Below are 24,314 nucleotides of genomic sequence, written 5' to 3'. Positions count from 1 at the left end.
CCCCGGGGGACGACCGTCTTAGAGGCTCAGGTCGATGGCCCGCTCGGAGGGCTCCACGGGCTCCGGCAGGCGGGTCTGGCCCGTGAGGTGGCGCTCCACGTGCGCGGCGCACGCCCGGCCCTCGGCGATCGCCCAGACCACGAGGGACTGCCCGCGCCCGGCGTCCCCGCACGAGAACACGCCGTCCACCGCGGTCATGTAGGTCTCGTCCCGGGCCACGTTGCTGCGCTCGTCCAGGGCCACCGGCAGCTGCTCGGTGAGCTCCTGGGACTCGTTGCCCGTGAACCCGAGGGCCAGGAACACAAGGTCCGCCGGCAGCACCCGCTCCGTGCCGGGGCGGGGCACGCGGGAGCCGTCCTCCCGGTACTCGGTCTCGGCCACGCGCAGTCCGGTGACGTGTCCGCCCTCCCCCACGAACTCCACGGTGGAGGCCAGGTAGCTGCGCTCCCCGCCCTCCTCGTGGGACGTGGAGACCTCGAAGACCCGGGGCATCATGGGCCAGGGCTCCGCGTCTGCGCGGTCCACCGGCGGCTTGCGGCCGATGGCCAGCGACGTCACCGACGCCGCCCCCTGGCGCAGGGCCGTGCCGATGCAGTCCGAGCCGGTGTCCCCGCCGCCGAGCACGATCACGTGCTTGCCGTGCGCGTCGATGGGATCGGGGACCTCGTCCCCCTCCACCAGGTGGTTGGAGCGCACGAGGTAGTCCATGGCGTAGTGCACGCCCTCCAGGTCCCGTCCGGGGATCTCCAGGTCCCGAGGACGGGTGGCCCCGGTGGCCACGATCACGGCGTCGTAGCGCCGACGCAGCACGTCCCACGTGATGTCCCTGCCGATCTCCACACCGGGCCGGAACTTGGTGCCCTCCTGGCGCATCACGTCCAGGCGCCGCTCCAGCACGGACTTCTCGAGCTTGAAGTCCGGGATGCCGTAGCGCAGCAGTCCACCGATGCGGTCGTCCCGCTCGTACACGGCCACCGTGAAACCTGCCTGGGTCAGCTGCTGGGCGGCCGCGAGACCCGCCGGTCCGGAACCCACCACGGCCACGGTCCGGCCCACGAGCCGCTGGGGGATGTGGGGGGCGATCAGCCCGTCCTCGAACGCCTTCTCCCCGATCGCGTACTCCACCTGCTTGATGGTCACGGGCTGCTGGTTGATGCCCAGCACGCACGACGACTCGCACGGCGCGGGGCACACGCGCCCGGTGAACTCCGGGAAGTTGTTGGTCGCGTGCATCCGCTCGGACGCCTCGCCCCACTGCTCCCGCCAGACGAGGTCGTTCCACTCGGGGATCAGGTTGCCCAGGGGGCAGCCCTGGTGGCAGAACGGCACGCCGCAGTCCATGCAGCGGCCCGCCTGCTCGTGCAGCACGCCGGCCTGCTGGCGCTGCTGCACCTCTTTCCAGTCCATCAGCCGCACCGGGACGGGACGCTTGGGGCGGTCCTCACGCTCGCGGACCTTCAGGAAACCACGGGGATCAGCCACGGCCGGTCACCTCCAGAATCTTGTGCCAGGTGCCGTCGCCGTCCGGGTCCTCGCCCTCGGCTTCGGCCTCGTTGCGCAGTGCGAGCACCGCGGAGTAGTCCCGCGGGAGCACCTTGGTGATACGGGTCAGGCTCTGCTGCGGGTCCGCGAGCAGCTGCGCGGCGAACGCGGAGCCGGTTTCCTCGCCGTGGCGCTTGAGCAGGTCCAGGACCAGCTCGCGGTCCTCACGGTCCAGCTGCTCGAAGCGCAGCTCGCCCTTCTCCCGGGCCTGCCGGTTGACGTCGAGCTCGTCGAGGTCCAGCACGTAGGCCACTCCCCCGGACATGCCCGCACCGAAGTTGCGTCCGGTCTCCCCCAGGACGAGGGCGACGCCGCCGGTCATGTACTCGCAGCCGTGGTCGCCGATGCCCTCGACCACCGCGGTGGCCCCGGAGTTGCGCACCAGGAAGCGCTCGCCCACCACGCCGTTGAAGAACATCTCACCGCTCGTGGCGCCGTAACCGATCACGTTGCCCGCGATCACGTTCTCGTGCGCCACGAGGTCCGCGTCCCGCGGGGGCCGCACCACGATCCGCCCACCGGAGAGCCCCTTGCCGGTGTAGTCGTTGGCGTCCCCCTCGAGCCGCAGGGTGATTCCCCGCGGGATGAACGCGCCGAGGGACTGCCCGGCCTCGCCGGTGAGGGTCACGTCGATCGTGTCGTCGGCGAGCTCCTCGGTGCCCAGGGCACTGGTCACGGTGTAGCCGAGCATGGTGCCCACGGCGCGGTCCGTGTTGACCACCCGTTCCTGCACCCGCACCGGCTCGGCACGCTCGATGGCCGGCGCCGCAAGCGGGATGAGCCGGTTGTCGAAGTGCTTCTCGAGTTCGTGGTCCTGGGAGCCCGTGTTGCGCAACCCGTCCGTGACGCCCTCCGCGCGGAAGGAGTCCAGCACGGGGCTCAGGTCCAGGCCCTTGGCCTTCCAGTGCTCCACGGCCTCCCGGGTGCGCAGCACCTCGGCGTGGCCCACGGCCTCCTCGATGCTGCGGAAGCCGAGCTGCGCGAGGTGCTCGCGGACCTCCTGCGCGATGAACTCGAAGAAGTTCACCACGTGCTCCGCCTTGCCCGTGAACCGCGAGCGCAGCTCGGGGTTCTGGGTGGCCACGCCCACGGGGCACGTGTCCAGGTGGCACTTGCGCATCATGATGCAGCCCTCCACCACCAGCGGCGCGGTGGCGAAGCCGAACTCCTCGGCCCCGAGCAGTGCGGCAACGACGACGTCCCGGCCGGTCTTGAGCTGCCCGTCCGCCTGCACCACCACGCGTTCGCGCAGCCCGTTGAGCCGCAGGGTCTGCTGGGTCTCTGCGAGACCGAGCTCCCAGGGCATGCCCGCGTGCTTGAGCGAGTTCAGCGGGGCGGCGCCCGTTCCGCCGTCGTGGCCGGAGACCAGCACGACGTCGGCCTTGGCCTTGGTCACGCCCGCCGCGACCGTGCCGATGCCCCGCTCCGAGACGAGCTTGACGTGCACGCGCGCCCTGGGGTTGGAGCGCTTGAGGTCGTAGATGAGCTGGGCGAGGTCCTCGATCGAGTAGATGTCATGGTGCGGTGGCGGGGAGATCAGGGACACCCCGGGGGTCGAGTGGCGCGTGCGGGCGATCCACGGGTAGACCTTCTGGGCCATGAGCTGCCCGCCCTCGCCGGGCTTGGCGCCCTGGGCCATCTTGATCTGCAGGTCGTCCGCAGAGGCCAGGTAGAGGCTGGTCACCCCGAACCGGCCCGAGGCGACCTGCTTGATGGCCGAGCGGCGCTCGGGGTCCACGAGCCGCTCGACGTCCTCGCCGCCCTCTCCCGTGTTGGACTTGGCGCCCAGCCGGTTCATGGCGATCGCGAGGGTCTCGTGGGCCTCCATGGAGATGGACCCGTAGCTCATGGCACCGGTGGAGAAGCGCTTGACGATCTCGCTCACGGGCTCGACCTCGTCGATGTCCACCGGCTCGCGCGTGGACTCGAAGGTCATCAGCCCGCGCAGGGATGCGATCTCCCGCGCCTGGCTGTCCACCCGCTGCGTGTAGGACTTGAAGATGTCGTAGCGCCCGGTGCGCGTGGCGTGCTGCAGCCGGAACACCGTGTGGGGGTCGAAGAGGTGGCGGGGACCCTCGCGGCGCCAGTCATACTCGCCGCCGGTCGCGAGGTCCCGGTGGGGCTCGGTGACGCCGTCCTCGGGGTAGGCCAGCCGGTGGCGGGCCTCGGTCTCGGCGGCGATGACGTCCAGGCCCACGCCCTCGATCTGCGTGCGGGTGCCCGCGAAGTAGTCGGCCACGATCTCGCTCGAGAGCCCGAGCGCCTCGAAGGTCTGGGCACCGCAATAGGACTGCACGGTGGAGATGCCCATCTTGGACATGATCTTCTGCACGCCCTTGCCGAGCGCGGTGATGAGGTTCGCGACCGCCTGCTCCTCGGTGACCCCCTGGATCTCCCCGCGGCGCACGAGCTCCTCGGCGGACTCCATGGCCAGGTACGGGTTCACGGCGGAGGCCCCGTAGCCCAGCAGCAGCGCCACGTGGTGGACCTCGCGCACGTCACCGGACTCCACGATCAGCGCCACCCGGGTGCGGGTGGCCGAGCGCAGCAGGTGGTGGTGCACCGCGGAGGTCAGCAGCAGGGACGGGATGGGGGCCCACACGCCGTTGGAGTCCCGGTCCGAGATGATCACGAACTGCACGCCCCGGTTCACGGCCGCGGAGACCTTCTCGCAGATCTCCGCGATCCGCTCCGCGAGGGAGCGGGCGCCGTCGAGCGGGCGGTAGAGCCCGCGCACGCGCAGACTCAGCGCGGCGCCGTCGTCGTCGTCCAGGTGCGCGAACTGGTCCAGCTGGTCGTTGTCGATCACCGGGAAGTCCAGCCGGATCTGGCGGGTGCGGCACTGCTGCGGGGAGAGCATGTTGCCCATGGGCCCCACGGCGCCGGCCATGGAGGTGACCAGCTCCTCGCGGATCGCGTCCAGCGGCGGGTTGGTGACCTGCGCGAAGGACTGCACGAAGTAGTCGTAGAGCAGCCGCGAGCGGTTGGAGAGCACGGCCACCGGGGTGTCGGTGCCCATGGCGTAGATGGGCTCGGCGCCCGCTGTGGCCATGGGGCCGATGATCTTCTTCAGCTCTTCCTCGGTGTATCCGAAGGTCTTCTGCCGCAACCGCACGGAGCGCGGCGGGTGCGTCATGTGCTCGCGCTCGGGCAGCTCCGAGATGGGGCGCACGGAGTCCCGCACCCAGTCCTGCCACGGACGGGAGGCCGCGAGTTCGGCCTTGATCTCGGTGTCCTCGACGATCCGGCCCTCGTCCGTGTCCACGAGGAACATGGTGCCCGGGGAGACCCGGCCCTTGCGCACGATCCTGCGCTGGCCCACGTCCACCACGCCCACCTCGGAGGCGAAGACCACCAGGCCGTCCTCGGTCTGCCAGTAGCGCCCGGGGCGCAGACCGTTGCGGTCCAGCACCGAGCCCACGCGCACGCCGTCCGTGAAGGACACGCACGCCGGCCCGTCCCACGGCTCCATGAGGGTGGAGTGGTATTCGTAGAACGCCCGCAGCTGCGGGTCCATGGTCTCGTGGTTCTGCCACGCCTCCGGGATCAGCATGAGCATGGTCTCGGTGACGGGGCGCCCCGCGAGCTGCAGCAGCTCCGCGACCTCGTCGAGGGACTGCGAGTCCGAGGCCCCCTCGGAGCAGATGGGGAACAGGTCCTCGGGCTGGCGGCCCAGCACGGGCCCGGACATTGAGGACTGGCGGGCGCGCATCCAGTTGCGGTTGCCCACCACGGTGTTGATCTCCCCGTTGTGCGCCAGGGTGCGCATGGGCTGAGCCAGCGGCCAGGAGGGGAACGTGTTCGTGGAGAAGCGCGAGTGCACCACCGCGAGCTTCGTCTCGAAGCGCGGGTCGGAGAGGTCCGGGTAGAAGGGCTCCAGCTGCGCGGTGGTCAGCATCCCCTTGTACACGAGGGTGCGCGAGGAGAAGGACGGGAAGTACACGCCGTACTTGTTCTGGGCGCGCTTGCGCACGCGGAACACCTTCTGGTCCAGCTCGCGCTGCGCGGCCACGGGGTCGTACGACGCCGCGTCCCGCGTCAACAGGGACGCGGCGCGCTTGTTGTGGCGCCCGTCCGAGACGAAGAACTGGACGAACGTGGGCATCACCGCGCGCGCGGAGGCGCCCACGGCGTCGTCGACCACCGGCACGTCCCGCCAGCCCAGCACGGAGAGGTGCTCCATGCGGGCGAGCTCCTCGAGCGCGCAGCGCAGCTCGTCCAGGTGGTGCCCACCCGTGGGCATGAACGCCGTGCCCACGGCGTAGGCGCCCTGCGGCGGCAGCGTGAAGTCCACGGCCTCCCGCAGGAACGCGTCCGGGACCTGGGTGAGGATCCCGGCGCCGTCCCCGGTGCCCTCGTCCCCGCCCACGGCACCGCGGTGCTCCAGGTTGCGCAGGGCCGTCAGGGCGGCGTCGACGACATCGTGGGAGGCCACGCCGTCGAGGGTCGCGACCACCGCGAGGCCGCAGGCGTCCTTCTCGTCCTCGGCGCGGTACAGGCCCTGGTCCTGCGGGACTGCGGAGAAGCGCTCGAACGGGGAGACGACCTCGGGCCCGTGGGGCGCGGTCTCGTGCTCGGGGGTCCCCTGTGCGGGAACGTGCTGCTGAGTCATGACGGAGCTCCTCACCAAGGGGTGGGCTGGTCTGGTGCGTCGACGAAGCCCGGGAACACTCGGTGGGTGTGCGGCGGGCGTCGTGAGATCCTGTGACGCCGGTGTCCGCCCCGTTGCGGAAAGGAAGCGGCTCTGCTGCGAGCCGAGGATCGGACCGGGCAGCCGTGTGGATGGGCGGTTGCGCGGTGCCTGGGTAACGTACCACGTAGTACACATCACAGTCGCGCGGGGACGGGCCATTCCAGCATGTGGACCACGGATGCCGAGAGGCCCCGGACCGCGGGGTCCGGGGCCTCTCAGCACGGGTCGCACCGCCCGCGGCGGGGCTCTCAGGAGGAGTGCGTGGGCTGGGGCTGCCGTGCCACGCCCGACTCCTGCGCAGTGCCGCGCCCGGTGCGTCGGCCGAGCAGCACGTAGAGCACAATCCCGCCGAGCACGATGAGCAGGGAGGTCCACACGTGCACCCGGACCCCGGCGACCATCAGCGCAGGATCCACGCGCAGGAACATCTCGATGAGCATCCGCCCCACGCCGTAGTAGACCATGTACAGGGCGAAGATCCGCCCGTGGGTATCCCCTACGCGCCGGTCCACGAGCAGCAGCACCACCACGCCCAGCAGGTCCCACAGGCTCTCGTAGAGGAACGTGGGGTGGAACAGGGTGTCCGGGGGCAGCCCCTGAGGGAAGTTCGGGGACAGGGGGGAGATCTCCAGGCCCCACGGCAGCGTGGTGGGCTTGCCGAACAGCTCCTGGTTGAACCAGTTCCCCCACCGGCCCACGGCCTGGGCCAGCAGCAGCGCCGGGGCCACGCAGTCCGCGAACACGTGCAGCGGGATCCCGTTGCGGCGGGAGACCACCCAGGCGGCGGCGGCTCCGAAGAGCACGGCGCCCATGATGCCGAGCCCGCCCTCCCAGATCCGCAGCACGGCCAGCGGATCCGCCCCGGGGCCGAAGTACCCGCGGGGGTCCGTGACCAGCACGTGGTACGCACGGGCGCCGACGATCCCGGCGATCACCGCCCAGAACACGATGTCCCACAGCACGTCCGGGTCCTGCCCGCGGCGCCGCCAGCGCTTCATGGTCAGCCACACGGCCAGTGCCATGCCCACCAGGATGCACAGCGCGTAGAAGTGGATGGTCAGGAAGCCCAGGTGGATGCTGCTGGTCCCCGGCGAGGGAATCGCGGCGGGCAGCAGCGCGGGCGTCATGCGCGCCCCGCGAGCTCGGCGGCGAGGCGGCCCACGGCCTCGGCACCGCCCTCGCCGAGGGCCCGCACGAGGGCGGTGCCCACGATCACGCCGTCCGCGTAGCGGCCGATCTCCAGCACGTGCTCGCGGCGGGACACCCCCAGGCCCACGCACACCCGCTGCGCACCGGCGGCCCGCGCCCGGGCCACGACGTCCTCTGCGGCCGAGGAGACCTCGTCCCGGGCGCCCGTGACGCCCATGACCGACACGGCGTAGAGGAAGCCCGAGGCCGCGGCCACGGTCATGTCCATGCGCTCACGGGTGGTGGAGGGCGCCACCAGGAAGATCCGGTCCAGCCCGTGCTCCTCGGAGGCGGCGAACCACTGCCCCGCCTCGTCCGGGATGAGGTCCGGGGTGATGATCCCGGCTCCCCCGGCCTCCGCCAGCCGGCGCGCGAACTCGTCCACGCCGGTCTGCAGCACGGGGTTCCAGTAGGTCATGACCACGGGCACCGCGTCCGTCTGCTCGGCCACGGCGCGCACCACGGTGAACACGTCCGCCACGTGGAAGCCGTTGGCCAGGGACTGCGTGGTCGCGGCCTGGATCACGGGCCCGTCCATCACGGGGTCCGAGTACGGGATGCCGATCTCGATGACGTCCGCGCCGTTGCGGCCCAGGGCCACCGCGGCCGCCACGGACTCCTCGAGGTTGGGGTACCCCGCGGGGAGGTAGCCCACGAGCGCGGGGCGTCCTTCGTCGCGGCACTGCTCGATCCGGCGGGACAGCGCGGACTCGCCGCGGTCCGTGAGGCCCGCGGGAAGGATTCGCGCGGCCAGCCCGGTGGGTGCGGTCTCAGGGGTTCCGGTGGTGCTCACAGCTGTTCGCCTTTCTGTCCCACGCGTTCCTCGTGGCTGTCCTGCGGGAGCATGTCGAACCACTCCGCGGCCGTGGCGACGTCCTTGTCCCCACGCCCGGACAGGGACACCACGATGATCTTCTCCGCCGCGGCCTCCGGGCCGAGCTCCTCGACCCAGCGCTCGGCCACCGCCCGCGCGCCGGCCAGGGCGTGCGAGGACTCGATGGCCGGGATGATGCCCTCGGTGAGGCACAGCAGCCGGAAGGCGTCCATGGCCTGTTCGTCGGTCACGGCCTCGTAGGACACGCGCCCGATCGAGTGCAGGTAGGAGTGCTCCGGGCCGACCGCCGGGTAGTCCAGGCCCGCGGAGATCGAGTGGGACTCCACGGTCTGCCCGTCGGTGTCCTGCATCAGGAACGTCCTCGCGCCGTGCAGCACGCCCGGGCGGCCCAGGGAGATGGTTGCCGCGTGCCGACCGGTGGACACGCCGTCGCCGCCGGCCTCGTTGCCGTAGAGCTGCACGGAGGCGTCGTCCAGGAAGCCGTGGAAGATCCCGATCGCGTTGGAGCCGCCGCCCACGCACGCGGTCACGGCGTCCGGCAGGCGACCGGCCTGCTCGAGGATCTGCGCGCGGGCCTCCTCGCCGATCTGCTCGTGGAAGTAGCGGACCATGGCGGGGAACGGATGGGGTCCGGCGGCCGTGCCCAGCAGGTAGTGCGTGGTGTCCACCGAGGCCACCCAGTCCCGCAGGGCCTCGTTGATGGCGTCCTTCAGGGTGCGGGAGCCGTTGCTCACCGCCACCACCTCGGCGCCGAGCAGGCGCATCCGGGCCACGTTCAGCGCCTGGCGCCGGGTGTCCTCCTCGCCCATGTAGACGGTGCACTGCATCCCGAACAGGGCCGCGGCGGTCGCGGTGGCCACACCGTGCTGGCCCGCGCCGGTCTCGGCGATCAGCCGGGTCTTGCCCATGCGCCGGGCCAGCAGGGCCTGGCCCAGCACGTTGTTGATCTTGTGGGAACCGGTGTGGTTGAGGTCCTCGCGCTTGAGGAACACGCGCACCCCGAGGGCCTGCCCGAAGCGCTCCGCCTCGGTCAGCAGCGAGGGCCGGCCCGAGTAGTCGCGGGAGAGCCGGGAGAACTCGGCGAGGAACTCCTCGTCCGTGCGGGCCTTCTCGAAGGTCTCGGTGAGCTCGTCGAGCGCCGCCACGAGGGACTCGGGCATCCAGCGTCCGCCGAAGTCCCCGAAGTACGGGCCGGGGGCGTCGCGCAGGGAGCCCGCGGCGTCGTCGGCGTGCTGCGCCTGTGCGGCGGCGTGCTCGGCCTGGGCCGCGGGCGGGGTGGCCCCGGCCAGGAACTCGCCGCGCGCCAGGGCTCCCACCTCGCGGAACCGGGCGATCCTCTGGGCGGGGTCCGTGGCGGTGACGAGCGCCTCCCCGGCGAGCACGGCGTGGGCGCCGTGGCCCGCGTACAGCCGGATCTGGTCCTCCCCGGCCACCCCGGACTCCGCGACCAGCACGGCGCCCTCCGGAGCCAGCGGGGCGAGCCGACCGAAGGTGTGCACGTCCACGTCCAGGCTCTTGAGGTCCCGGGTGTTCACGCCGATGATGCGCGCCCCGACCGCGACGGCGCGCGCCACCTCGTCCTCGGTGTGGGTCTCCACGAGGGCGTGCATGCCCAGGTGGTGGGTGAGCTCCAGCAGCCGGGCGAGCGCGGCGTCGTCGAGTGCGGCCACGATCAGCAGCACGAGGTCCGCACCGTGGGCACGGGCCTCCCACACCTGGTACTCCTCGACCACGAAGTCCTTGCGCAGCACGGGGATCCCCACCGCGCGCCGCACGGCGTCGAGGTCCGCGAGGGAACCCCCGAAGCGGCGCTGCTCGGTGAGCACCGAGATCACGGATGCGCCCCCGCGCTCGTACGCCGCGGCGAGCTCCGCGGGATCCGTGATCTGCGCGAGCGCGCCCTTGGAGGGGCTCGAGCGCTTGACCTCCGCGATGACCTGCACGGAGGCGGGGTCCGAGCCCCTCAGGGCCGCCTCCACGTCGAGCGCGGGCGTCTGCTCGGCGGCCGCGCGCTGCACCTCCTGCAGGCTCACCTGCGCCCTGCGGGTCTCGAGGTCCTCGCGCACCCCCTCGATGATCCTGTCCAGCACCGTGCCGGTGTGCTGCTGCGTCATGCGTCTCCCTCGTCCTGTGCCTGCTCCGCGGCCGCGCGCCCGCAGACGCGCGCCGCACTGATGGCAACGGCCAGCTCCCCGCTCGAGGAACTGGCCGTCATCCGGTGACTTCGATCCTGGCCGCGCCGCTGATCAGTGGCGCGGGCTCAGTGCGCGGCGGTCTTGGCGCCGCCCTTGCCGTAGCCCATGGCCTTGAGCACCCCGCCCACGATCAGCCCGACCACGATGAAGCCGATGCCCACCACGGTCACGGGCACGGAGGCGTTGACGAATCCCACGCAGCCCACGATGACGCCCACGGTCATCACCGCCACGCAGGCCCATCCGGCCACCGTGTTGCCGTGGCCCACCGCGGCGGTGTGGTCCAGGATGATCTGATCGGTGTTCGACATGCGTGTCCACTCTCCCGTGCCGGTCGAGCCTGCGGCTCGTGCTGTGCCGGACCCGCGTGCAGCGGGGTCCGAGTCTTCTCTGCGCCCATTGTGCCACTTCCCGGGGCGCTCGGTGGGCACCGCGCCGCTCACGCGTCCCCGGTGGGGTCCTCGCCGCGGGTCAGGGCGTCCCACGTGTCGATGTCGTCCGCGTGCTCGGCGGCCTGGGTCTCCCCCGCGGTGCTCGGCGCCGCCGCGTCGGGCGCACCCCCGGTGGCCGACGCCGCCGTCCCCGCCGCGGTGGACCCCGGCCCGGCGCTCGGGGCGCCCTTCCGCCCCGGCGCGTCCGCGGCGTTGGGCCCGGTGGGGGACGTCACGGACTCGTTGACGGCCGGGGCGCCCCGGTCGTAGCGCCGGGAGGCGCGACCGCGGACCCGCTGGGCCACGAGCACGAGCCACACGCCGCACACGGCCAGCAGCACGGCGGCCGCGACCGCGGCCCACGGCCATCCCGTCATGGTGTAGTCCCCGCCGGCGTTGAGCACGCCGGTCTGGCGGCCCACCGCAGGCTGCGCGGCCGCGCGGGGATCTGCGGTCACTGCCAGCACGGCGACGACGCCGCCCAGGCCCGCGAGTGCCACCACGGCGCCCACCACGGTGCGCAGCACGCGCCCGCCGAGGGCGGAGGCCACCGCGGCCACGGCGGCGACGAGACCCAGGGCGGTGACGGCCGGAGCGGCGTCGGCGCCGGTGACGTCCACCGTGACCGGCTGCAGGGACGTTGTCACGGCGGCGTGGATCCACGCGAGCGTGGTGGTGCCGAACAGGGCGAGCGCGCACAGCAGGGTGCTCAGGACGGCGGGGGCGGTGCGACGCAGCACGGGGTGCTCCTCGGGGGTTGCGGTGACGGCGCGATCAGCGCGAGAGCGGACGCAGCGACTGGGCGATCAGCGCGGCGCGCAGGGGCGCGGTGGCCTTGTTCAGGGACTCCTGGGCCTCGGCCTCGGGCTCGGAGTCCGCCACGATACCCCCGCCGGCCTGGACGTACGCCCGGCCCTCGATCAGCAGGGCCGTGCGGATCGCGATGGCCATGTCCATGTTCCCGGCGAAGTCCATGTAGCCCACCACGCCGCCGTAGACCGCGCGCCGCAGGGGCTCGTACTCGTCCAGCAGCTGCAGGGCCCGCGGTTTGGGGGCACCGGAGAGGGTCCCGGCGGGGAACGTGGCGGCGAGGACGTCGTACGCGGTGACGTCCTCGCGCATCGTGGCCACCACGGTGGAGCACAGGTGCATGATGTGGCTGAAGCGCTCGATCTCCATGAACTCGCTCACGTCCACGCTGCCGGGCTCGGCCACCTTGGAGAGGTCGTTGCGTGCGAGGTCCACGAGCATGAGGTGCTCCGCCCGCTCCTTGTGGTCCGCGAGCAGGTCCTGGCCCAGGGCGAGGTCCTCGTCCACGGTGGCCCCGCGCGGCCGGGAGCCGGCGATCGGGTGGGTCACGGCCTGGCGACCGGTGACGGTCACGAGCGCCTCGGGCGAGGAGCCCACGATCGAGTAGGGCCTGCCCTCGGCGTCCTCGAACGAGTAGAGGTACATGTACGGGCTCGGGTTGATCCGGCGCAGGGTGCGGTAGACGTCCAGCGAGCTGGCTTCGCACGCCGCCTCGAAGCGGCGCGAGACCACCACCTGGAAGATCTCTCCGTCCACGATGGCCTGCTTGCCGCGGTCGATCGCGGACATGAACAGCTCGCGGTCCCAGGACTGCTCCACGGCGGTCTCCAGGTCCACGGTCCCCGGCTGCGCCACGGACACCGTGCTGCGCTCCAGGGGGGTGGCCAGGCGCTGGACCATGGAGCGCAGGCGCGCCACGGCGTCGTGGTAGGCCTCGTCCACGTTCTCGTCCGTGCCGTTGAGGTTCACGGCGTTGGCCACGAGCAGCACCGAGCCGTCCTTGTTGTCGAGCACCGCCATGTCCGAGACCAGGTTCATGGCGAGCTCGGGCACGCGCAGGTCGTCCTCGGGCGGGTGGGGCAGCTTCTCCCAGTGCCGCACGGCCTCCCAGCCCACGAAGCCGACCATGCCACTGGTCAGGGGCGGGACGTCCTCGAACGGCTCGGTGTGCAGCAGCGCCATGGTCGCGCGCAGCGCCTCGAGGGGGTCACCGTCCGTGGGAGCGCCCGACGGCGCGTCGCCGAGCCAGTGCGCCTGCCCGTCCCGCGCGGTGAGGGTGGCCACGGAGCCCGCACCCACGAACGAGTAGCGGGACCACACCCCGCCCTCCGCGGCGGACTCCAGCAGGAACGTGCCGGGCCGCGCCGTCCCGTCCCGGGCGACGAGGGCGCGGTAGAGACCCACCGGGGTCAGCGCGTCCGCGAGCACGGTCATGCGCACCGGGACCACCCGGCGCGTGGCCGCGTGCTCCCGGAACTGCTCCAGGGTGGGGGTGATGGTGCCGAGCTCCTGCAATCTAGACCGCCTGTTCCGCGTGGAGGTCCTGCCCGTCGAAGCACGTGCGCGAACCCGTGTGGCATGCTGCGCCGGTCTGGTCCACCCGCACGAGCAGGGCGTCGCCGTCGCAGTCCAGGTGCACCGAGTGCACCCGCTGGATGTGTCCCGAGGTGTCCCCCTTGCGCCAGTACTCCTGGCGGGAGCGGGACCAGAACGTGACCCGACCCTCGGTGAGGGTGCGGCGCAGGGCCTCGTCGTCCATCCAGCCGAGCATGAGCACCTCGCCGGTGTCGTGCTGCTGGACCACCGCGGCCACGAGGCCCGCGGCGTCGCGGGTCAGCCGCCGGGCGATCTCCGGGTCCAGGCCGCCGGTGGCGGGTGCGGGGTGCGTGCCGCTCATCAGCGCACCTCGTGGCCCGCGGCGCGCAGGGCCGCCTTGACGTCGCCGATCGCGTGGTCGGGCCCGAAGTGGAACACGGAGGCCGCGAGCACGGCGTCCGCGCCGGCGGCCACCGCCGGTGGGAAGTGCTCGGGGGAGCCCGCGCCGCCGGAGGCGATCAGGGGCACCCCCACCACCTCGCGGACCGCGGAGATCATCTCCAGGTCGAAGCCCTCGCGCGTGCCGTCCGCGTCCATGGAGTTCAGCAGGATCTCCCCCACCCCGCGCTCCTCGGCCTCACGGGCCCACTGCAGGGCGTCCAGGCCGGTGAGCGTGCGGCCACCGCGCGTGGTGACCTCGAAGCCCGAGGCCGTGTTCCCCGTGCGCCGCGCGTCCAGCGAGAGCACGAGCACCTGGCTGCCGAAGCGGCGCGTGATCTCGTCCACCACCTCGGGACGCTCCACCGCGGCGGTGTTGATCGACGCCTTGTCCGCACCGCAGCGCAGCAGCCGGTCCACGTCCTGCGGGGTGCGCACCCCGCCGCCCACGGTCAGGGGCACGAACATGGTCTCCGCCGTGCGCGAGACCACGTCGAACATCGTGTCCCGCTCGCCCGAGGACGCCGTGACGTCCAGGAAGGTCAGCTCGTCTGCCCCCGCGAGGTCGTAGCGGGCGGCCAGCTCCACGGGGTCACCGGCGTCCCGCAGGTTCTCGAAGTTCACGCCCTTGACCACGCGCCCGGCATCCACGTCCAGGCACGGGATCACTCGCACCGCCACACCCATGGGCCTCGCCCCTTCCGTCCGTCATTACTCGCTCGTCGTCCCGCCCGCGCCGTGCCCGGCGCGCGGTGGGGCTCGTCAGATCCGCGCCGCCTGGATCGGGGAGACCAGGATGGCGCGGGCGCCCACCTCGTAGAGCGCGTCCATGACCTTGTTGGTGTCCGCCTTGCGCACCATCGAGCGCACCGCCACGGCACCGTCGCGCCCCAGCGGGGAGATGGTGGGGCCCTCCATGCCGGGGGTGATCTCGGTGGCCGCGGGCAGCAGCTCCTCGCGGATGTCGTAGTCCATCATCACGTACTGCCGGGCCACCAGGACGCCCTGCAGCCGACGCCGCAGCACGCTGAGCCCCTCGGGCTCCGGTTCGTCACCGCGGCGGATCAGCAGCGCCTCGGAGGTCATGATGGGCTCGTCGAAGATTTCGAGTCCCGCGGCCCTCAGGGTGTTGCCCGTCTCCACGACGTCCGCGATCGCGTCCGCGACACCCAGGCGGATGGAGGACTCCACCGCGCCGTCCAGGCGCACCACCTCGGCGTCCACGCCCTGCTCGGCGAGGTGGCGCTCCAGCAGCACCTGGTAGCTCGTGGCGATCCGCTTGCCCTGCAGGTCCTGCACGGAGCTGAACTGCCCGAGCGGGCCCGCCAGGCGGAACGTGGAGCGGGCGAAGTCCAGGCACAGCTCCTCGGCGGCCTCGGCCCCGGAGTCCAGCAGCAGGTCCCGTCCGGTGATCCCGAGGTCCAGGGTGCCGCCGCCCACGTAGATGGCGATGTCCCGGGGGCGCAGGTAGAAGAACTCCACGCCGTTGTCGTTGTCCACGAGCACGAGCTCGCGGCTGCTGCGCCGCTGCCGGTACCCGGCCTCGGTGAGCATGGTGATGGCGGACTCGGACAGCGCGCCCTTGTTGGGCACGGCGACTCGCAGCATGGTGTTCCTCTCCGCGGGAGCGGTGTGGGTGGCAGGACGGCGGGACGCTGCGTCCCGGAGGCTCGCGGGGCGGCTCACAGGTGCGTGTAGACGTCCTCGAGGCTCATGCCCTTGGCGATCATCATGACCTGCACGTGGTAGAGCAGCTGGGAGATCTCCTCGGCGGCCTCGGCGTCCGACTCGTACTCGCACGCCATCCAGACCTCGGCGGCCTCCTCCACGACCTTCTTGCCGATGCCGTGCACGCCCGCGTCGAGCTCCGCGACGGTCTTGGAGCCCTCCGGTCGGCGGGCGGCCTTGGCACTGAGTTCGGCGAAGAGGTCTTCAAAGGTTTTCACCCTCCCAGGGTAATGGGTGTGTCCCCCTGCCCCGAACGCGGGCCCGCCGCCGGGGGATGCCGCTCAGTACCCCAGGGTCAGTGCCGTGCTCAGTGCGGCGTGGGCGGCCTCGTAGCCCTTGTCCTCGTGGGAGCCCTCGAGCCCGGCACGGTCCAGGCCCTGCTCCTCGGTGTCGCACGTGAGCAGCCCGAAGCCCACCGGGGTCCCGGTGCGCACGGACACCTCCGTGAGCCCTGAGGTGGCCGCGTGGCACACGTAGTCGAAGTGCGGGGTGCCCCCGCGGACGACGACGCCGAGCGCGACCACCGCGTCCACGTCACCCGCGAGCCGGCTCGCCGCGACGGGCAGCTCGAAGCTGCCGGGCACGCGCACCTGCACCACGTGCCCGGCGCGGGCGTCCGCGAGCGCGCGCCGGGCACCGTCGAGCAGCCCGTCCATGATGGTGGTGTGCCAGCTGGCGGCGACCACTGCGACGCGCAGCGTCGAGGCGTCGAGGGTCGTGGCGTCGGTGGTGGGTGCTCCGTGTCCGCTCATGAGTTCTCTCCTGGTGCGAGGTGGGTGAGGTGGTGGTGCATGCGGTCGCGCTTGGTGCGCAGGTAGTCGACGTTCTCTGTGCGGGGGCTGACCTCGTGGGCGAGCACGTCCGCCACGGTGATCCCGAGGGCCTCGAGCTTGCTGACCTTGTCCGGGTTGTTGGTCAGCAGCCGGACCGTGGTGAGGTTCATGGCCGTGAGGATGCGGGCGGCGGCCGTGTAGTCGCGGGCCTCGGCGGGCAGCCCCAGCATGGTGTTGGCGTCCACGGTGTCCGCCCCGGCGTCCTGGAGCTTGTAGGCCCGCAGCTTGTTCACGAGGCCGATGCCGCGGCCCTCGTGGTTGCGCAGGTACAGCACGGTGCCGCCGTGGGTGTGGATCCGCTCCAGCGCCAGGTGCAGCTGGGGTCCGCAGTCGCAGCGCCAGGACCCGAATACGTCCCCGGTGAGGCACTCGGAGTGCAGCCGCACGAGCGGCGCCAGCTTCTCCTCCCCCGCGGGCGGGGGCGCGGAGAGGGAGACGTGCTCGGTCGCGGGTGCCCCCGAGCGTTCCGGGACCCGCCAGCCGACCACGGAGAACGTGCCGTGGTCGGTGGGCACGGTCACCGGCTCGGAGTGCTCCAGCACCGGGGCGTGCGTGCCGCCCGGTGCCGCGCCCGCACGACGCCGTCCGCGTTCCTCGGTGCCCCGGCCCATGCCGTTGTGGACTCGGCTCATGCGCCGGCACCCCGCTGCGCACCGCTCACCGCGTCCGCGGCGGCGCGGCCGGCACCGTACCGTGCGTCGGACGCGGCCACGGGCGAGTCCTGCACGGTCGGGCGAGACCGCTCCCGGGCGACGTCGTCCCGGTCCGAGGCGTCCCGGTCGGGCGCGCACTGCTCAGCGGCGCGGCGGTCGGCGGCGTCGAGGTGGGCCACGAGGTCGGCGATGCTGATCATCACGAGTCCGTGCTCGTCCGCGAAGCGGCGCAGGGCGGGCGCGCGGCGGGGCTCACCGGCGTCGTCGACGATCTCGGCGATCGCGCCCACGGGCTCGCACCCGGCCAGGCGGGCGAGCTCCACGGCGGCCTCGGTGTGTCCGGGGCGCTCGCGCACGCCCCCGGGGACCGCGCGCAGCGGCAGGACGTGGCCGGGGCGGGTGAGGTCCGCGGCGGAGGTGCCCGGCTGGGCGAGCAGCCGGGCGGTCAGGGCGCGGTCCCGGGCGCTGATCCCGGTGGACACTCCCACCTTCGCGTCGCACGTCACGGTGTAGGCGGTGCCCTTGGCGTCCTCGTTGTGCGCGGTCATGGGAGGCAGGTCCAGCTGGTCCGCCCGCGGCCCGGTCATGGGCACGCACACGACCCCCGAGCTGTGGCGCACGGTGAAGCCCATGAGCGGCGGGCTCGCGTGCTGGGCGGCGAACACGAGGTCCCCCTCGTTCTCGCGGTCCTCATCGTCCACGACCACCACCGCGGCCCCCGAGGCGATGGCCGCGACCGCGTCCGGGACCGGGTCGAGCCGCACGGCCTGCGCCACCGGGGCCGCGCAGGCCGCGAGGCGCTCGGCGTACTTCGCGAGCACGTCCACCTCCAGGTTCACGGCCTCGCCCTCGGCCCGCGCCCCCAGGGTGGTGACCCGCAGGGTCTCCGGGATCACGCCCACCTCGAACCACGCCGGTGACTCGCCCGGTGCACTGACCGCCGTGACCGTGAGGGACACCCCGTCCACGGCGATCGAGCCCTTGACGGCGGTGTAGCGGGCGAGCTCCGCCGGCACCTCGACCCGCACCGTGTCCCACCCGGTGTGCCGCTCACGGTGGACCACGGTGCCCACGCCGTCCACGTGGCCCTGCACCACGTGCCCGTCCAGACGCTGGCCGGCCGCCGTGCAGCGCTCCACGTTCACGGTCTCGCCCGGGCCCAGCCGGCCCAGCGTGGTCAGGCGCAGGGTCTCCCCCATGACGTCCGCGGTGAACGTGGCCGCTCCCGCGTCCTCGCCGGGCACCGCGGTCAGGCACACCCCGTTCACGGCCAGCGAGCCGCCCCGGGGAAGATCCGCGACCAGCGCCCCCGCGCGCAGGTGGAGCCTGGCGGCGTCCTGCGCGAGCCGCTCCACGCGCTCCACGGTGGCCTGGGTTTCGACGATTCCTGTGAACACGAGCACTCTCCTCGGACCTCGCCGTGCCGGCGGCACGCTGCGGTCCTCCTGATCTGGTGGCGCCGTGGAACGGCGCCGTGGTCGGTGGTGGCGGGGCGGTGCGCACGCCGTCCCGGCGGGGTGGGGCGTCACCGGGGCGCGGCGTCACCCGGGTGGGACGTCAACGGGGTGCGGGGCGCAGGTGCCACCGCAGGTCCTCGCCCACGGCCGCGACGGGACCGTCCTGCACCCCGACGGGATCACCGCGCCACGACGACGCCGCCGCCAGCGTCCCGATGCCCAGCGCACCCACGGAGGCCGCGCCGTCGCCCAGCAGCAGCGGGGCCTGGTGGAGCCACAGCTCGTCCACGAGGTCCGCGGCGAGGAACGCGGCGGCGACCGTGGGCCCGCCCTCCACGAGCACGTGGGCCGCTCCCAGATCCCGCAGCCGCGTGAGCGCCTCCCGGGGGTCGTGAGTGCTCAGGTGGACGAACCGCCCGTCGAGCCCCTCGGCCGGGCCCGAAGTGGCCGGGGCGGAGGCGGCGGGAGTGGCGGTGACGGCGTCCGGTCTCGGTGCCAGGGACGGGGAGCCGGCCCCCGGGCCCGGCATCGAGGTCTCGGCGTCCGGGGCCTGCGCTGAGGTTTCGGTGGCCGCGCCCCACGTCGGGGCTGCGGAGCCCGCGTCCGTGCCCGGGACCGGGCTCCGTGCGGCGGTGTCGGCGGCCGTGAAGTCGTGCGCCGTGCCCACGCGGATTCGCGCCTCCGGGGGCACCGGCCTGGTGGACATCACCGCGCGCAGGGGCTGCCGTGCACACGGTGCCCCCTCGGCGTCGCGTGCCGTGAGGGCGGGGTCGTCGCCGCGCAGCGTGCCGCCACCCACGAGGATCGCGTCCACCCGGGTGCGCAGCGCGTGGCCCTCAGCCCGGGCCGGGAGCCCCGTGATCCACTGGCTCGTCCCGTCCGCCGCGGCCACCCGGCCGTCGAGGCTCTGGGCGATCTTGAGGCTTACGAACGGTCTGGCCTGCTCCCGGGCGCGCAGCCATCGCTCGTTGAGCTCCCGGGCCTCGTCGGCGAGGAGCCCGGCACGCACGTGGACGCCGTGGGAGCGCAGTGCCGCCCCTCCCCCGCGCGCCTCGGCCGTGGGGTCCGCGAGGGCGTAGACCACGCGGGGCACCCCGGCCGCCTCCACGGCCGCCGTGCACGGACCGGTGCGTCCCGTGTGGTGGCACGGCTCCAGCGTGACCACCAGGGTGGACCCCTCCAACGGGGTCCGTGCCGCACGGGCCTGCTGGAGCACGTCCACCTCGGCGTGGGGCGTGCCGGCCCCCCGGTGGTGCCCCACGTGCAGCAGCTGTCCGGTGGGTCCCAGCAGGGCCGCACCCACCACGGGGTTCGCCCCGCGCACACCGCGGGCGGCCGCGGCCAGGGCGGCCCGCATCCCGGCGGTCTCGGCGGCCGTGAAGGTGGCATCGGACGCGGGGTCCACCGCCCGGTCGCGGGTCGTCCGGTCAGCCGTGGGCAGCACCTCGGGGGCGGCCGAATCAGGCGTCCCCTCCGCTGCCACCCCGGCAGCGGAGGACGGCGCGTGCCCACCCCGTGCGGAACCGCTGGGACCTGCGGGGGCCGGCCCCGCGGCGTCGTCGGCGGCGCTCACGGGCGGTCGTCCTTCACCGAGAGCTGCAGGTCCGGGAAGCCCGTGCCGATCGTGGCCGCCCGGCGCTGGCGCGTGTTGACGCGCCACCACACGAAGAAGCCCGCGAGCGTGAACCCCCCGTAGAACAGGTACATCAGGCCGGAGGCGTAGTAGCCCGCGGAGAACAGCAGGGGCACGCCCACTACATCCACGAGCACCCAGAACAGCCAGAACTCCACCCAGCCCCTGGCCATGCCGAGGGTGGCGAGCAGCGAGCCCATGAAGATCCAGGCGTCGGCCCACACGGGCTCGTAGGAGCCCAGGGCGCGGAACACAGGGGTCAGTGCGGCGGTGCCGAGCACCATGGCACCCACCAGCAGGATGCGCTGCCGGCCCGAGGCCCAGCGCGGGGTCACGGCCTCCTGCTGGGCACCCCGGGAGCGGCGCCACTGCACCCAGCCGTACACGGACACGGCGATGAACATGATCTGCCGCCCCGCCTGGCCCAGGAGGTTCACGGGATTGGGGGTCTCGAAGACCGCCCCCAGGAAGACCGTCAGCAGGATCGCGTTGCCCACGATCCCCACGGGCCACGCCCAGACCTTCCGGCGCATCCCACCCAGTGCGGACAGCAGCCCGAACACGTTGCCGAGCACCTCGCGCCACAGGATGAAGCCGTCGCCCACTCGCAGCTGCGCGTCGAACAACCAACGCAGGACGTCCACGGTGTCTCCTCTCAACCCGCCACGAATCAGTGGTTCCGGGGAGTCAGGAGCACGTGCACGGTGGGAGCCGTGCGGCGGACGGCACCACGGAAAAACCCTCAGGGGCCCACCCGCACTGCTGATGCGCCGCGGGATCGCGGTGCCCACGTGTACCTACCATCCAGACTGTACTGTCGGCACCGGAATTCCACCGGTTCGGCCGTTCACCCCGCACCAGCCGGACCACTGCCTCCTGGACGGAGGGGGTCCCGCGTGCACGGCGTTCACGGTTCGCGGACTGTCACCGCCGGTTCGGAATTGCACCGACCCCGGAACACGTTGCTCCTGCCAGTATGCCACGCGTCACCCACGCGCCGTGGCCGGGGTGGGAGGGGTTCGCCCTCAGCCCATGTGACGCCGTGCGGTGCCGCGCAGCGCCTCGATCGCCGCACCGGGATCCTCCGCGCCGTACACGGCCGAACCGGCCACGAAGGTGTCCGCGCCGGCCTCGGCCGCGCGCACGATCGTCTCCTCGGTGATCCCGCCGTCCACCTGCAGCGCCACGGTGCCGCCGTGCGCGCGCACGGCCTGCGCCGCCCGCCTCAGCTTGGGCAGCGTGACGTCCAGGAACTTCTGGCCGCCGAAGCCCGGTTCCACGGTCATCACGAGCAGCATGTCCAGCTCCGGGAGCAGGTCCAGGTACGGCTCGACGGGCGTGGCCGGGCGCACCGCGAGTCCCGCCTTCGCGCCCGCGGCCCGCAGCTCCCGGGCCAGCTTGACCGGGGCGGCCGCGGCCTCCGCGTGGAACGTCACGGACGCGCAGCCCGCCTCGGCGTACGCGGGCGCCCAGCGGTCCGGGTCCTCGATCATCAGGTGCAGGTCCAGCGGCACGGGCGAGACCGCCTGCAGCCGCTCGACCACGGGCAGGCCCAGGGTCAGGTTGGGGACGAAGTGGTTGTCCATCACGTCCACGTGGGCGGCGTCCGCGGTGCTGATGCGCTGCAGCTCCTCCCCCAGGCGGGAGAAGTCGGCGGAGAGGATGGACGGGTGGATGTCACAGCGGGTCATGGGGTTCCTCCTGCGTGGCGGGTCGAGTGGGCGGGACGAGTGGGCGCGCTGGCCCCCGGTCAGGCGGTGCGGCGCAGCGCGACCATGTACATCGCGTCGGTGCCGTGCACGTGCGGCCACAGCTGCACGCTCGAGCCGCCGCCGGGGACCTCGTGGCGCACGGCGCGGTCGCCGTCGAGGGCACCGGGAAGGGCGGCGCGTGCGGCGAGGTGTGCCGTGTCCAGCACCGTGACGTCCGTGCGCTCGTCCAGCAGGTCGTGCAGGACGTCGTGGGTCTCGGCGGTGTGCGGCGAGCACGTGGCGTAGAGCACCACGCCCCCGGGGCGGGTGGCGTCCACCGCGGCGCGCAGCAGCTCCCGCTGGACGGTCGCGAGGTCCGCGACGTCGGACGGTGTGCGCCGCCACCGGGCCTCCGGGCGGCGCCGCAGCGCCCCCAGCCCGGTGCAGGGCACGTCCACGAGCACGCGGTCGAAGCCCCCCGGGTGCCAGCCGGGGACCTCACGGGCGTCACCGGTGCGCACCTCCCAGGCGTCGCGGGGCACGGGCTGCAGGGACTGGCGCACGAGCTCACCGCGGTGCTCGCTCACCTCGTTGGCGAGCAGGTGGGCCCCGCGCTCGTGGGCCAGTGCCGCCAGCAGTGCGGCCTTGCCACCGGGGCCGGCGCACAGGTCCGCCCAGCGCCCGGAGTCCTCGGTGACGTCTGCGGCGGCCAGCACCCGCGCCACGAGCTGCGAGCCGGCGTCCTGGACGCGCACCACGCCCTCTCGGGTGCCAGGGACGCGGTGCACGTCCCCGCCACCGCTCACGGCGCTTCCCGGGACGAGGTCCCCGGGCTCGGCACCGGCCTCGAGCGCACCCTCCAGGGACCCGAGCCCGGGCAGGGCCACGAGGTGCACGCGCGGTGCCTCGTTGTCCGCCTCCAGCAGGGCCGTGATCTCCTCGGGGTCCCGGCCGTTGGCACGCAGCGCGCGGCGCAGGGCCCGGATCTCCCACACGGGGTGGGCGTGGCGGATGCCCATGCGGCGCCACCGGTCGGGCTGCTCGGCCTCCAGGGCCTCGAACCACTCCTCCTGGCTGCGGCGGGCGACCTTGCGCAGCACCGCGTTGACGAGCCCGGCGGGCCCCTGCCCGATCTCCCCGCGCACGAGGCCCACCGTGGCGTCGAGCGCCGCGTGGTCTGGCACGCGCATGGCCAGCAGCTGGTGGGTGCCCAGCCGCAGGGCGTCCAGCACCGCGGGGTCCAGCTGCTCCAGGGGGCGGTCCACGCACTCGGCGAGCACGGCGTCCCACGTGCCGCTGAAGCGCATGGCGCCGTAGCCCAGCTCCGTGGCGAACGCGGCGTCCCGCCGGTCCAGGCGCAGCTCCCGCACCAGCCCGGGCAGCACCAGGTTGCCGTAGGCGTCCTCGGAGGTCACCGCCCGCAGCGCGCGGAACGCGGCCAGCCGGGCCGGATCGGACTGGCGGCGCCGCTGTCCCGGCGCCTGCGCGGAGTAGGCCCGCTCGTGCTGGGCCCGCCGGTTGCGCTCGTGGCCCTTGGCGTTGCGGCGCGAGCCGGTCGACGCCGCCCCGTCACGGTTCTCCCGGCCGCGGCGGTCACCGGGTGCACCGGGGCGGTCCGTGGCGCCGCCCCGCAGGTTGGACGGACCACGACGGTCCGAGGAGCCGCGGCCTCGAGGGTTCTGCGAGCTGCCCGACCCGTGGGTGCTGCGGTCCTGACTCATGTGAACGCCACCTGTTCCCTGTGTTGTGTGCCCCGGGCCCAGTCCAGGGCCGCCATGGGCTTCTTGCCGCCGGGCTGCACGCGGGTCAGTTCCACCGCGTAGGACCCGGTTCCCGCGTAGACCCGCTTCTCCCGGATCACCACGTGACCCGGGGCGATGCCCGTGACGCCGGGTGCGGGGACCACGCGGTCCACCTTGAGCCGCTGGCCCTCGAACTCCGTCCACGCTCCGGGCTCGGGGGTCACGCCCCGGACGTGGTGTGCCACCGCCACCGCGGGGTGCTGCCACGTGATCCGGGCGTCCGCGCCCGTGAGCTTGGGGGCGGCGCTGGGCTCGCCCCGTTGGGCCTCGGGATGCACCGCCTCGGAGGCCACGCCCAGGAGGGACTCCGCGAGCAGCGGTGAGCCCTCGCGGGCCAGGCGCGCGAGCACGGTGCCGGCGGTGTCCTCCTCGCGGACCTTGTCCGTAAGGGTGCCCACCACGGGGCCCGTGTCCATGCCCTCGTCCAGGACGAACGTGGAGGCGCCCACCACGGTGTCCCCCGCCATGAGCGCGCGCTGCACCGGGGCGGCCCCGCGCCACTGCGGGAGCAGGGAGAAGTGCAGGTTGATCCAGCCGTGCTCGAACACGTCCAGCGCCGGGCGGGGCAGCAGGGCGCCGTAGGCCACCACCGCACCGATCCGGGCGCCCTTGGCCCGCAGGGCCTGCTGCACTTCGGGGGTCACGCGGTTGGCCTTGAGCACGGGCAGGCCCAGCTCCTCGGCGCGCCGCCCCACCGCGGAGGGGGTCATGACCCGCTTGCGGCCCACGGGCGCGTCCTCGCGCGTCAGCACGGCGCGCACCTCGATCCGGGGATCCTCGTGCAGCGCCTCCAGCGGTGCCACCGCGGTCTCCGGGGTGCCCGCGTAGACGATCGGCAGTGCGGTCCCG

At 73.3% G+C, this 24,314-nt stretch carries 20 protein-coding genes and 1 riboswitch; all 20 genes read right to left on the bottom strand.

Annotated features, from left to right (window positions below):
- Nucleotides 1–18: 18 nt before the first annotated feature.
- The 20 genes from KRH_RS05795 to KRH_RS05695 all read right to left on the bottom strand — a co-directional run bounded on the left by KRH_RS05795 (nucleotide 19) and on the right by KRH_RS05695 (nucleotide 24,304).
- The gene (locus KRH_RS05795) at nucleotides 19–1,482 is read right to left on the bottom strand and encodes a glutamate synthase subunit beta (RefSeq protein WP_012398252.1); all 1,464 of its coding nucleotides are present in this window, start codon (nucleotides 1,480–1,482) and stop codon (nucleotides 19–21) included.
- On the bottom strand, nucleotides 1,475–6,154 hold the full coding sequence (gltB, locus tag KRH_RS05790) for a glutamate synthase large subunit (RefSeq protein ID WP_012398251.1): 4,680 nt from the start codon (nucleotides 6,152–6,154) through the stop codon (nucleotides 1,475–1,477). Before gltB ends, KRH_RS05795 begins: the two co-directional genes overlap by 8 nt.
- Nucleotides 6,155–6,483: 329 nt before the next feature.
- The gene (gene lgt, locus KRH_RS05785) at nucleotides 6,484–7,362 is read right to left on the bottom strand and encodes a prolipoprotein diacylglyceryl transferase (protein WP_012398250.1); all 879 of its coding nucleotides are present in this window, start codon (nucleotides 7,360–7,362) and stop codon (nucleotides 6,484–6,486) included.
- Nucleotides 7,359–8,216 (bottom strand): tryptophan synthase subunit alpha, encoded by an 858-nt coding sequence (gene trpA, locus KRH_RS05780; protein WP_012398249.1) that lies wholly within the window; start codon nucleotides 8,214–8,216, stop codon nucleotides 7,359–7,361. Before trpA ends, lgt begins: the two co-directional genes overlap by 4 nt.
- Complete coding sequence (locus tag KRH_RS05775; RefSeq protein ID WP_012398248.1) at nucleotides 8,213–10,372, bottom strand: bifunctional phosphoribosylanthranilate isomerase/tryptophan synthase subunit beta; 2,160 nt, start codon at nucleotides 10,370–10,372, stop codon at nucleotides 8,213–8,215. The genes trpA and KRH_RS05775 overlap by 4 nt, the downstream gene beginning before the upstream one ends.
- Nucleotides 10,373–10,518: 146 nt before the next feature.
- Entirely contained in the window at nucleotides 10,519–10,764 is a 246-nt protein-coding gene (locus tag KRH_RS05770) for an HGxxPAAW family protein (protein ID WP_012398247.1), read from the bottom strand.
- A 128-nt stretch (nucleotides 10,765–10,892) separates the two neighbouring features.
- Nucleotides 10,893–11,624 (bottom strand): Trp biosynthesis-associated membrane protein, encoded by a 732-nt coding sequence (locus KRH_RS05765; protein WP_012398246.1) that lies wholly within the window; start codon nucleotides 11,622–11,624, stop codon nucleotides 10,893–10,895.
- A 34-nt stretch (nucleotides 11,625–11,658) separates the two neighbouring features.
- Nucleotides 11,659–13,209: an anthranilate synthase component I gene (locus KRH_RS05760; protein ID WP_012398245.1), complete on the bottom strand. Its 1,551-nt coding sequence runs from the start codon at nucleotides 13,207–13,209 to the stop codon at nucleotides 11,659–11,661.
- Nucleotide 13,210: 1 nt separating this feature from the next.
- Entirely contained in the window at nucleotides 13,211–13,591 is a 381-nt protein-coding gene (hisI, locus tag KRH_RS05755; RefSeq protein ID WP_012398244.1) for a phosphoribosyl-AMP cyclohydrolase, read from the bottom strand.
- On the bottom strand, nucleotides 13,591–14,355 hold the full coding sequence (gene hisF, locus KRH_RS05750; protein ID WP_012398243.1) for an imidazole glycerol phosphate synthase subunit HisF: 765 nt from the start codon (nucleotides 14,353–14,355) through the stop codon (nucleotides 13,591–13,593). Before hisF ends, hisI begins: the two co-directional genes overlap by 1 nt.
- 75 nt (nucleotides 14,356–14,430) lie before the next feature.
- A complete protein-coding gene (hisG, locus tag KRH_RS05745) occupies nucleotides 14,431–15,276 on the bottom strand; it encodes an ATP phosphoribosyltransferase (RefSeq protein ID WP_012398242.1) in 846 nt (281 codons plus the stop codon).
- Between the two features lie 74 nt (nucleotides 15,277–15,350).
- On the bottom strand, nucleotides 15,351–15,614 hold the full coding sequence (locus tag KRH_RS05740; protein WP_012398241.1) for a phosphoribosyl-ATP diphosphatase: 264 nt from the start codon (nucleotides 15,612–15,614) through the stop codon (nucleotides 15,351–15,353).
- Between the two features lie 63 nt (nucleotides 15,615–15,677).
- Nucleotides 15,678–16,148, bottom strand: coding sequence for a 6,7-dimethyl-8-ribityllumazine synthase (gene ribH / locus KRH_RS05735; RefSeq protein ID WP_012398240.1), 471 nt, complete (start codon nucleotides 16,146–16,148; stop codon nucleotides 15,678–15,680).
- A complete protein-coding gene (locus KRH_RS05730) occupies nucleotides 16,145–16,861 on the bottom strand; it encodes a GTP cyclohydrolase II (protein ID WP_012398239.1) in 717 nt (238 codons plus the stop codon). The genes ribH and KRH_RS05730 overlap by 4 nt, the downstream gene beginning before the upstream one ends.
- Entirely contained in the window at nucleotides 16,858–18,279 is a 1,422-nt protein-coding gene (ribB, locus tag KRH_RS11760; protein ID WP_012398238.1) for a 3,4-dihydroxy-2-butanone-4-phosphate synthase, read from the bottom strand. Before ribB ends, KRH_RS05730 begins: the two co-directional genes overlap by 4 nt.
- A 160-nt stretch (nucleotides 18,280–18,439) precedes the next feature.
- Nucleotides 18,440–19,912, bottom strand: a complete 1,473-nt coding sequence (ribD, locus tag KRH_RS12640) for a bifunctional diaminohydroxyphosphoribosylaminopyrimidine deaminase/5-amino-6-(5-phosphoribosylamino)uracil reductase RibD (protein WP_088610664.1) — start codon at nucleotides 19,910–19,912, stop codon at nucleotides 18,440–18,442.
- Nucleotides 19,909–20,616: a nicotinamide riboside transporter PnuC gene (gene pnuC / locus KRH_RS05710; protein ID WP_041297351.1), complete on the bottom strand. Its 708-nt coding sequence runs from the start codon at nucleotides 20,614–20,616 to the stop codon at nucleotides 19,909–19,911. The genes ribD and pnuC overlap by 4 nt, the downstream gene beginning before the upstream one ends.
- Nucleotides 20,617–20,760: 144 nt before the next feature.
- A riboswitch (FMN riboswitch) is annotated at nucleotides 20,761–20,936 on the bottom strand.
- Nucleotides 20,937–20,997: 61 nt separating this feature from the next.
- Nucleotides 20,998–21,663 (bottom strand): ribulose-phosphate 3-epimerase, encoded by a 666-nt coding sequence (gene rpe, locus KRH_RS05705; protein ID WP_012398235.1) that lies wholly within the window; start codon nucleotides 21,661–21,663, stop codon nucleotides 20,998–21,000.
- A 59-nt stretch (nucleotides 21,664–21,722) separates the two neighbouring features.
- Nucleotides 21,723–23,384 carry an RsmB/NOP family class I SAM-dependent RNA methyltransferase gene (locus tag KRH_RS05700; RefSeq protein WP_012398234.1) on the bottom strand — a complete coding sequence of 554 codons (1,662 nt, stop codon included), beginning with the start codon at nucleotides 23,382–23,384 and terminating at the stop codon, nucleotides 21,723–21,725.
- Nucleotides 23,381–24,304 (bottom strand): methionyl-tRNA formyltransferase, encoded by a 924-nt coding sequence (locus KRH_RS05695; RefSeq protein ID WP_041297574.1) that lies wholly within the window; start codon nucleotides 24,302–24,304, stop codon nucleotides 23,381–23,383. Before KRH_RS05695 ends, KRH_RS05700 begins: the two co-directional genes overlap by 4 nt.
- Nucleotides 24,305–24,314 lie beyond the last annotated feature (10 nt).

The sequence above is a fragment of the Kocuria rhizophila DC2201 genome (assembly GCF_000010285.1).
Taxonomy (GTDB): Bacteria; Actinomycetota; Actinomycetes; order Actinomycetales; family Micrococcaceae; genus Kocuria; species Kocuria rhizophila_A.
The sequence above is the reverse complement of the archived record's forward strand: the minus strand, read 5'-3'. Positions and strand labels throughout refer to the sequence as shown.

What these genes read in the sequence shown, in the direction of transcription:
- gltB (WP_012398251.1), bottom strand. Translation starts at nt 6,154, where the DNA reads ATGACTCAGCAGCACGTTCCCGCACAGGGGACCCCCGAGCACGAGACC.
- hisG (WP_012398242.1), bottom strand. Translation starts at nt 15,276, where the DNA reads ATGCTGCGAGTCGCCGTGCCCAACAAGGGCGCGCTGTCCGAGTCCGCC.
- rpe (WP_012398235.1), bottom strand. Translation starts at nt 21,663, where the DNA reads ATGACCCGCTGTGACATCCACCCGTCCATCCTCTCCGCCGACTTCTCC.
- lgt (WP_012398250.1), bottom strand. Translation starts at nt 7,362, where the DNA reads ATGACGCCCGCGCTGCTGCCCGCCGCGATTCCCTCGCCGGGGACCAGC.
- KRH_RS05770 (WP_012398247.1), bottom strand. Translation starts at nt 10,764, where the DNA reads ATGTCGAACACCGATCAGATCATCCTGGACCACACCGCCGCGGTGGGC.
- KRH_RS05730 (WP_012398239.1), bottom strand. Translation starts at nt 16,861, where the DNA reads ATGAGCCGAGTCCACAACGGCATGGGCCGGGGCACCGAGGAACGCGGA.
- hisF (WP_012398243.1), bottom strand. Translation starts at nt 14,355, where the DNA reads ATGGGTGTGGCGGTGCGAGTGATCCCGTGCCTGGACGTGGATGCCGGG.
- KRH_RS05775 (WP_012398248.1), bottom strand. Translation starts at nt 10,372, where the DNA reads ATGACGCAGCAGCACACCGGCACGGTGCTGGACAGGATCATCGAGGGG.
- hisI (WP_012398244.1), bottom strand. Translation starts at nt 13,591, where the DNA reads ATGAGCGGCACGCACCCCGCACCCGCCACCGGCGGCCTGGACCCGGAG.
- KRH_RS05700 (WP_012398234.1), bottom strand. Translation starts at nt 23,384, where the DNA reads ATGAGTCAGGACCGCAGCACCCACGGGTCGGGCAGCTCGCAGAACCCT.
- ribH (WP_012398240.1), bottom strand. Translation starts at nt 16,148, where the DNA reads ATGAGCGGACACGGAGCACCCACCACCGACGCCACGACCCTCGACGCC.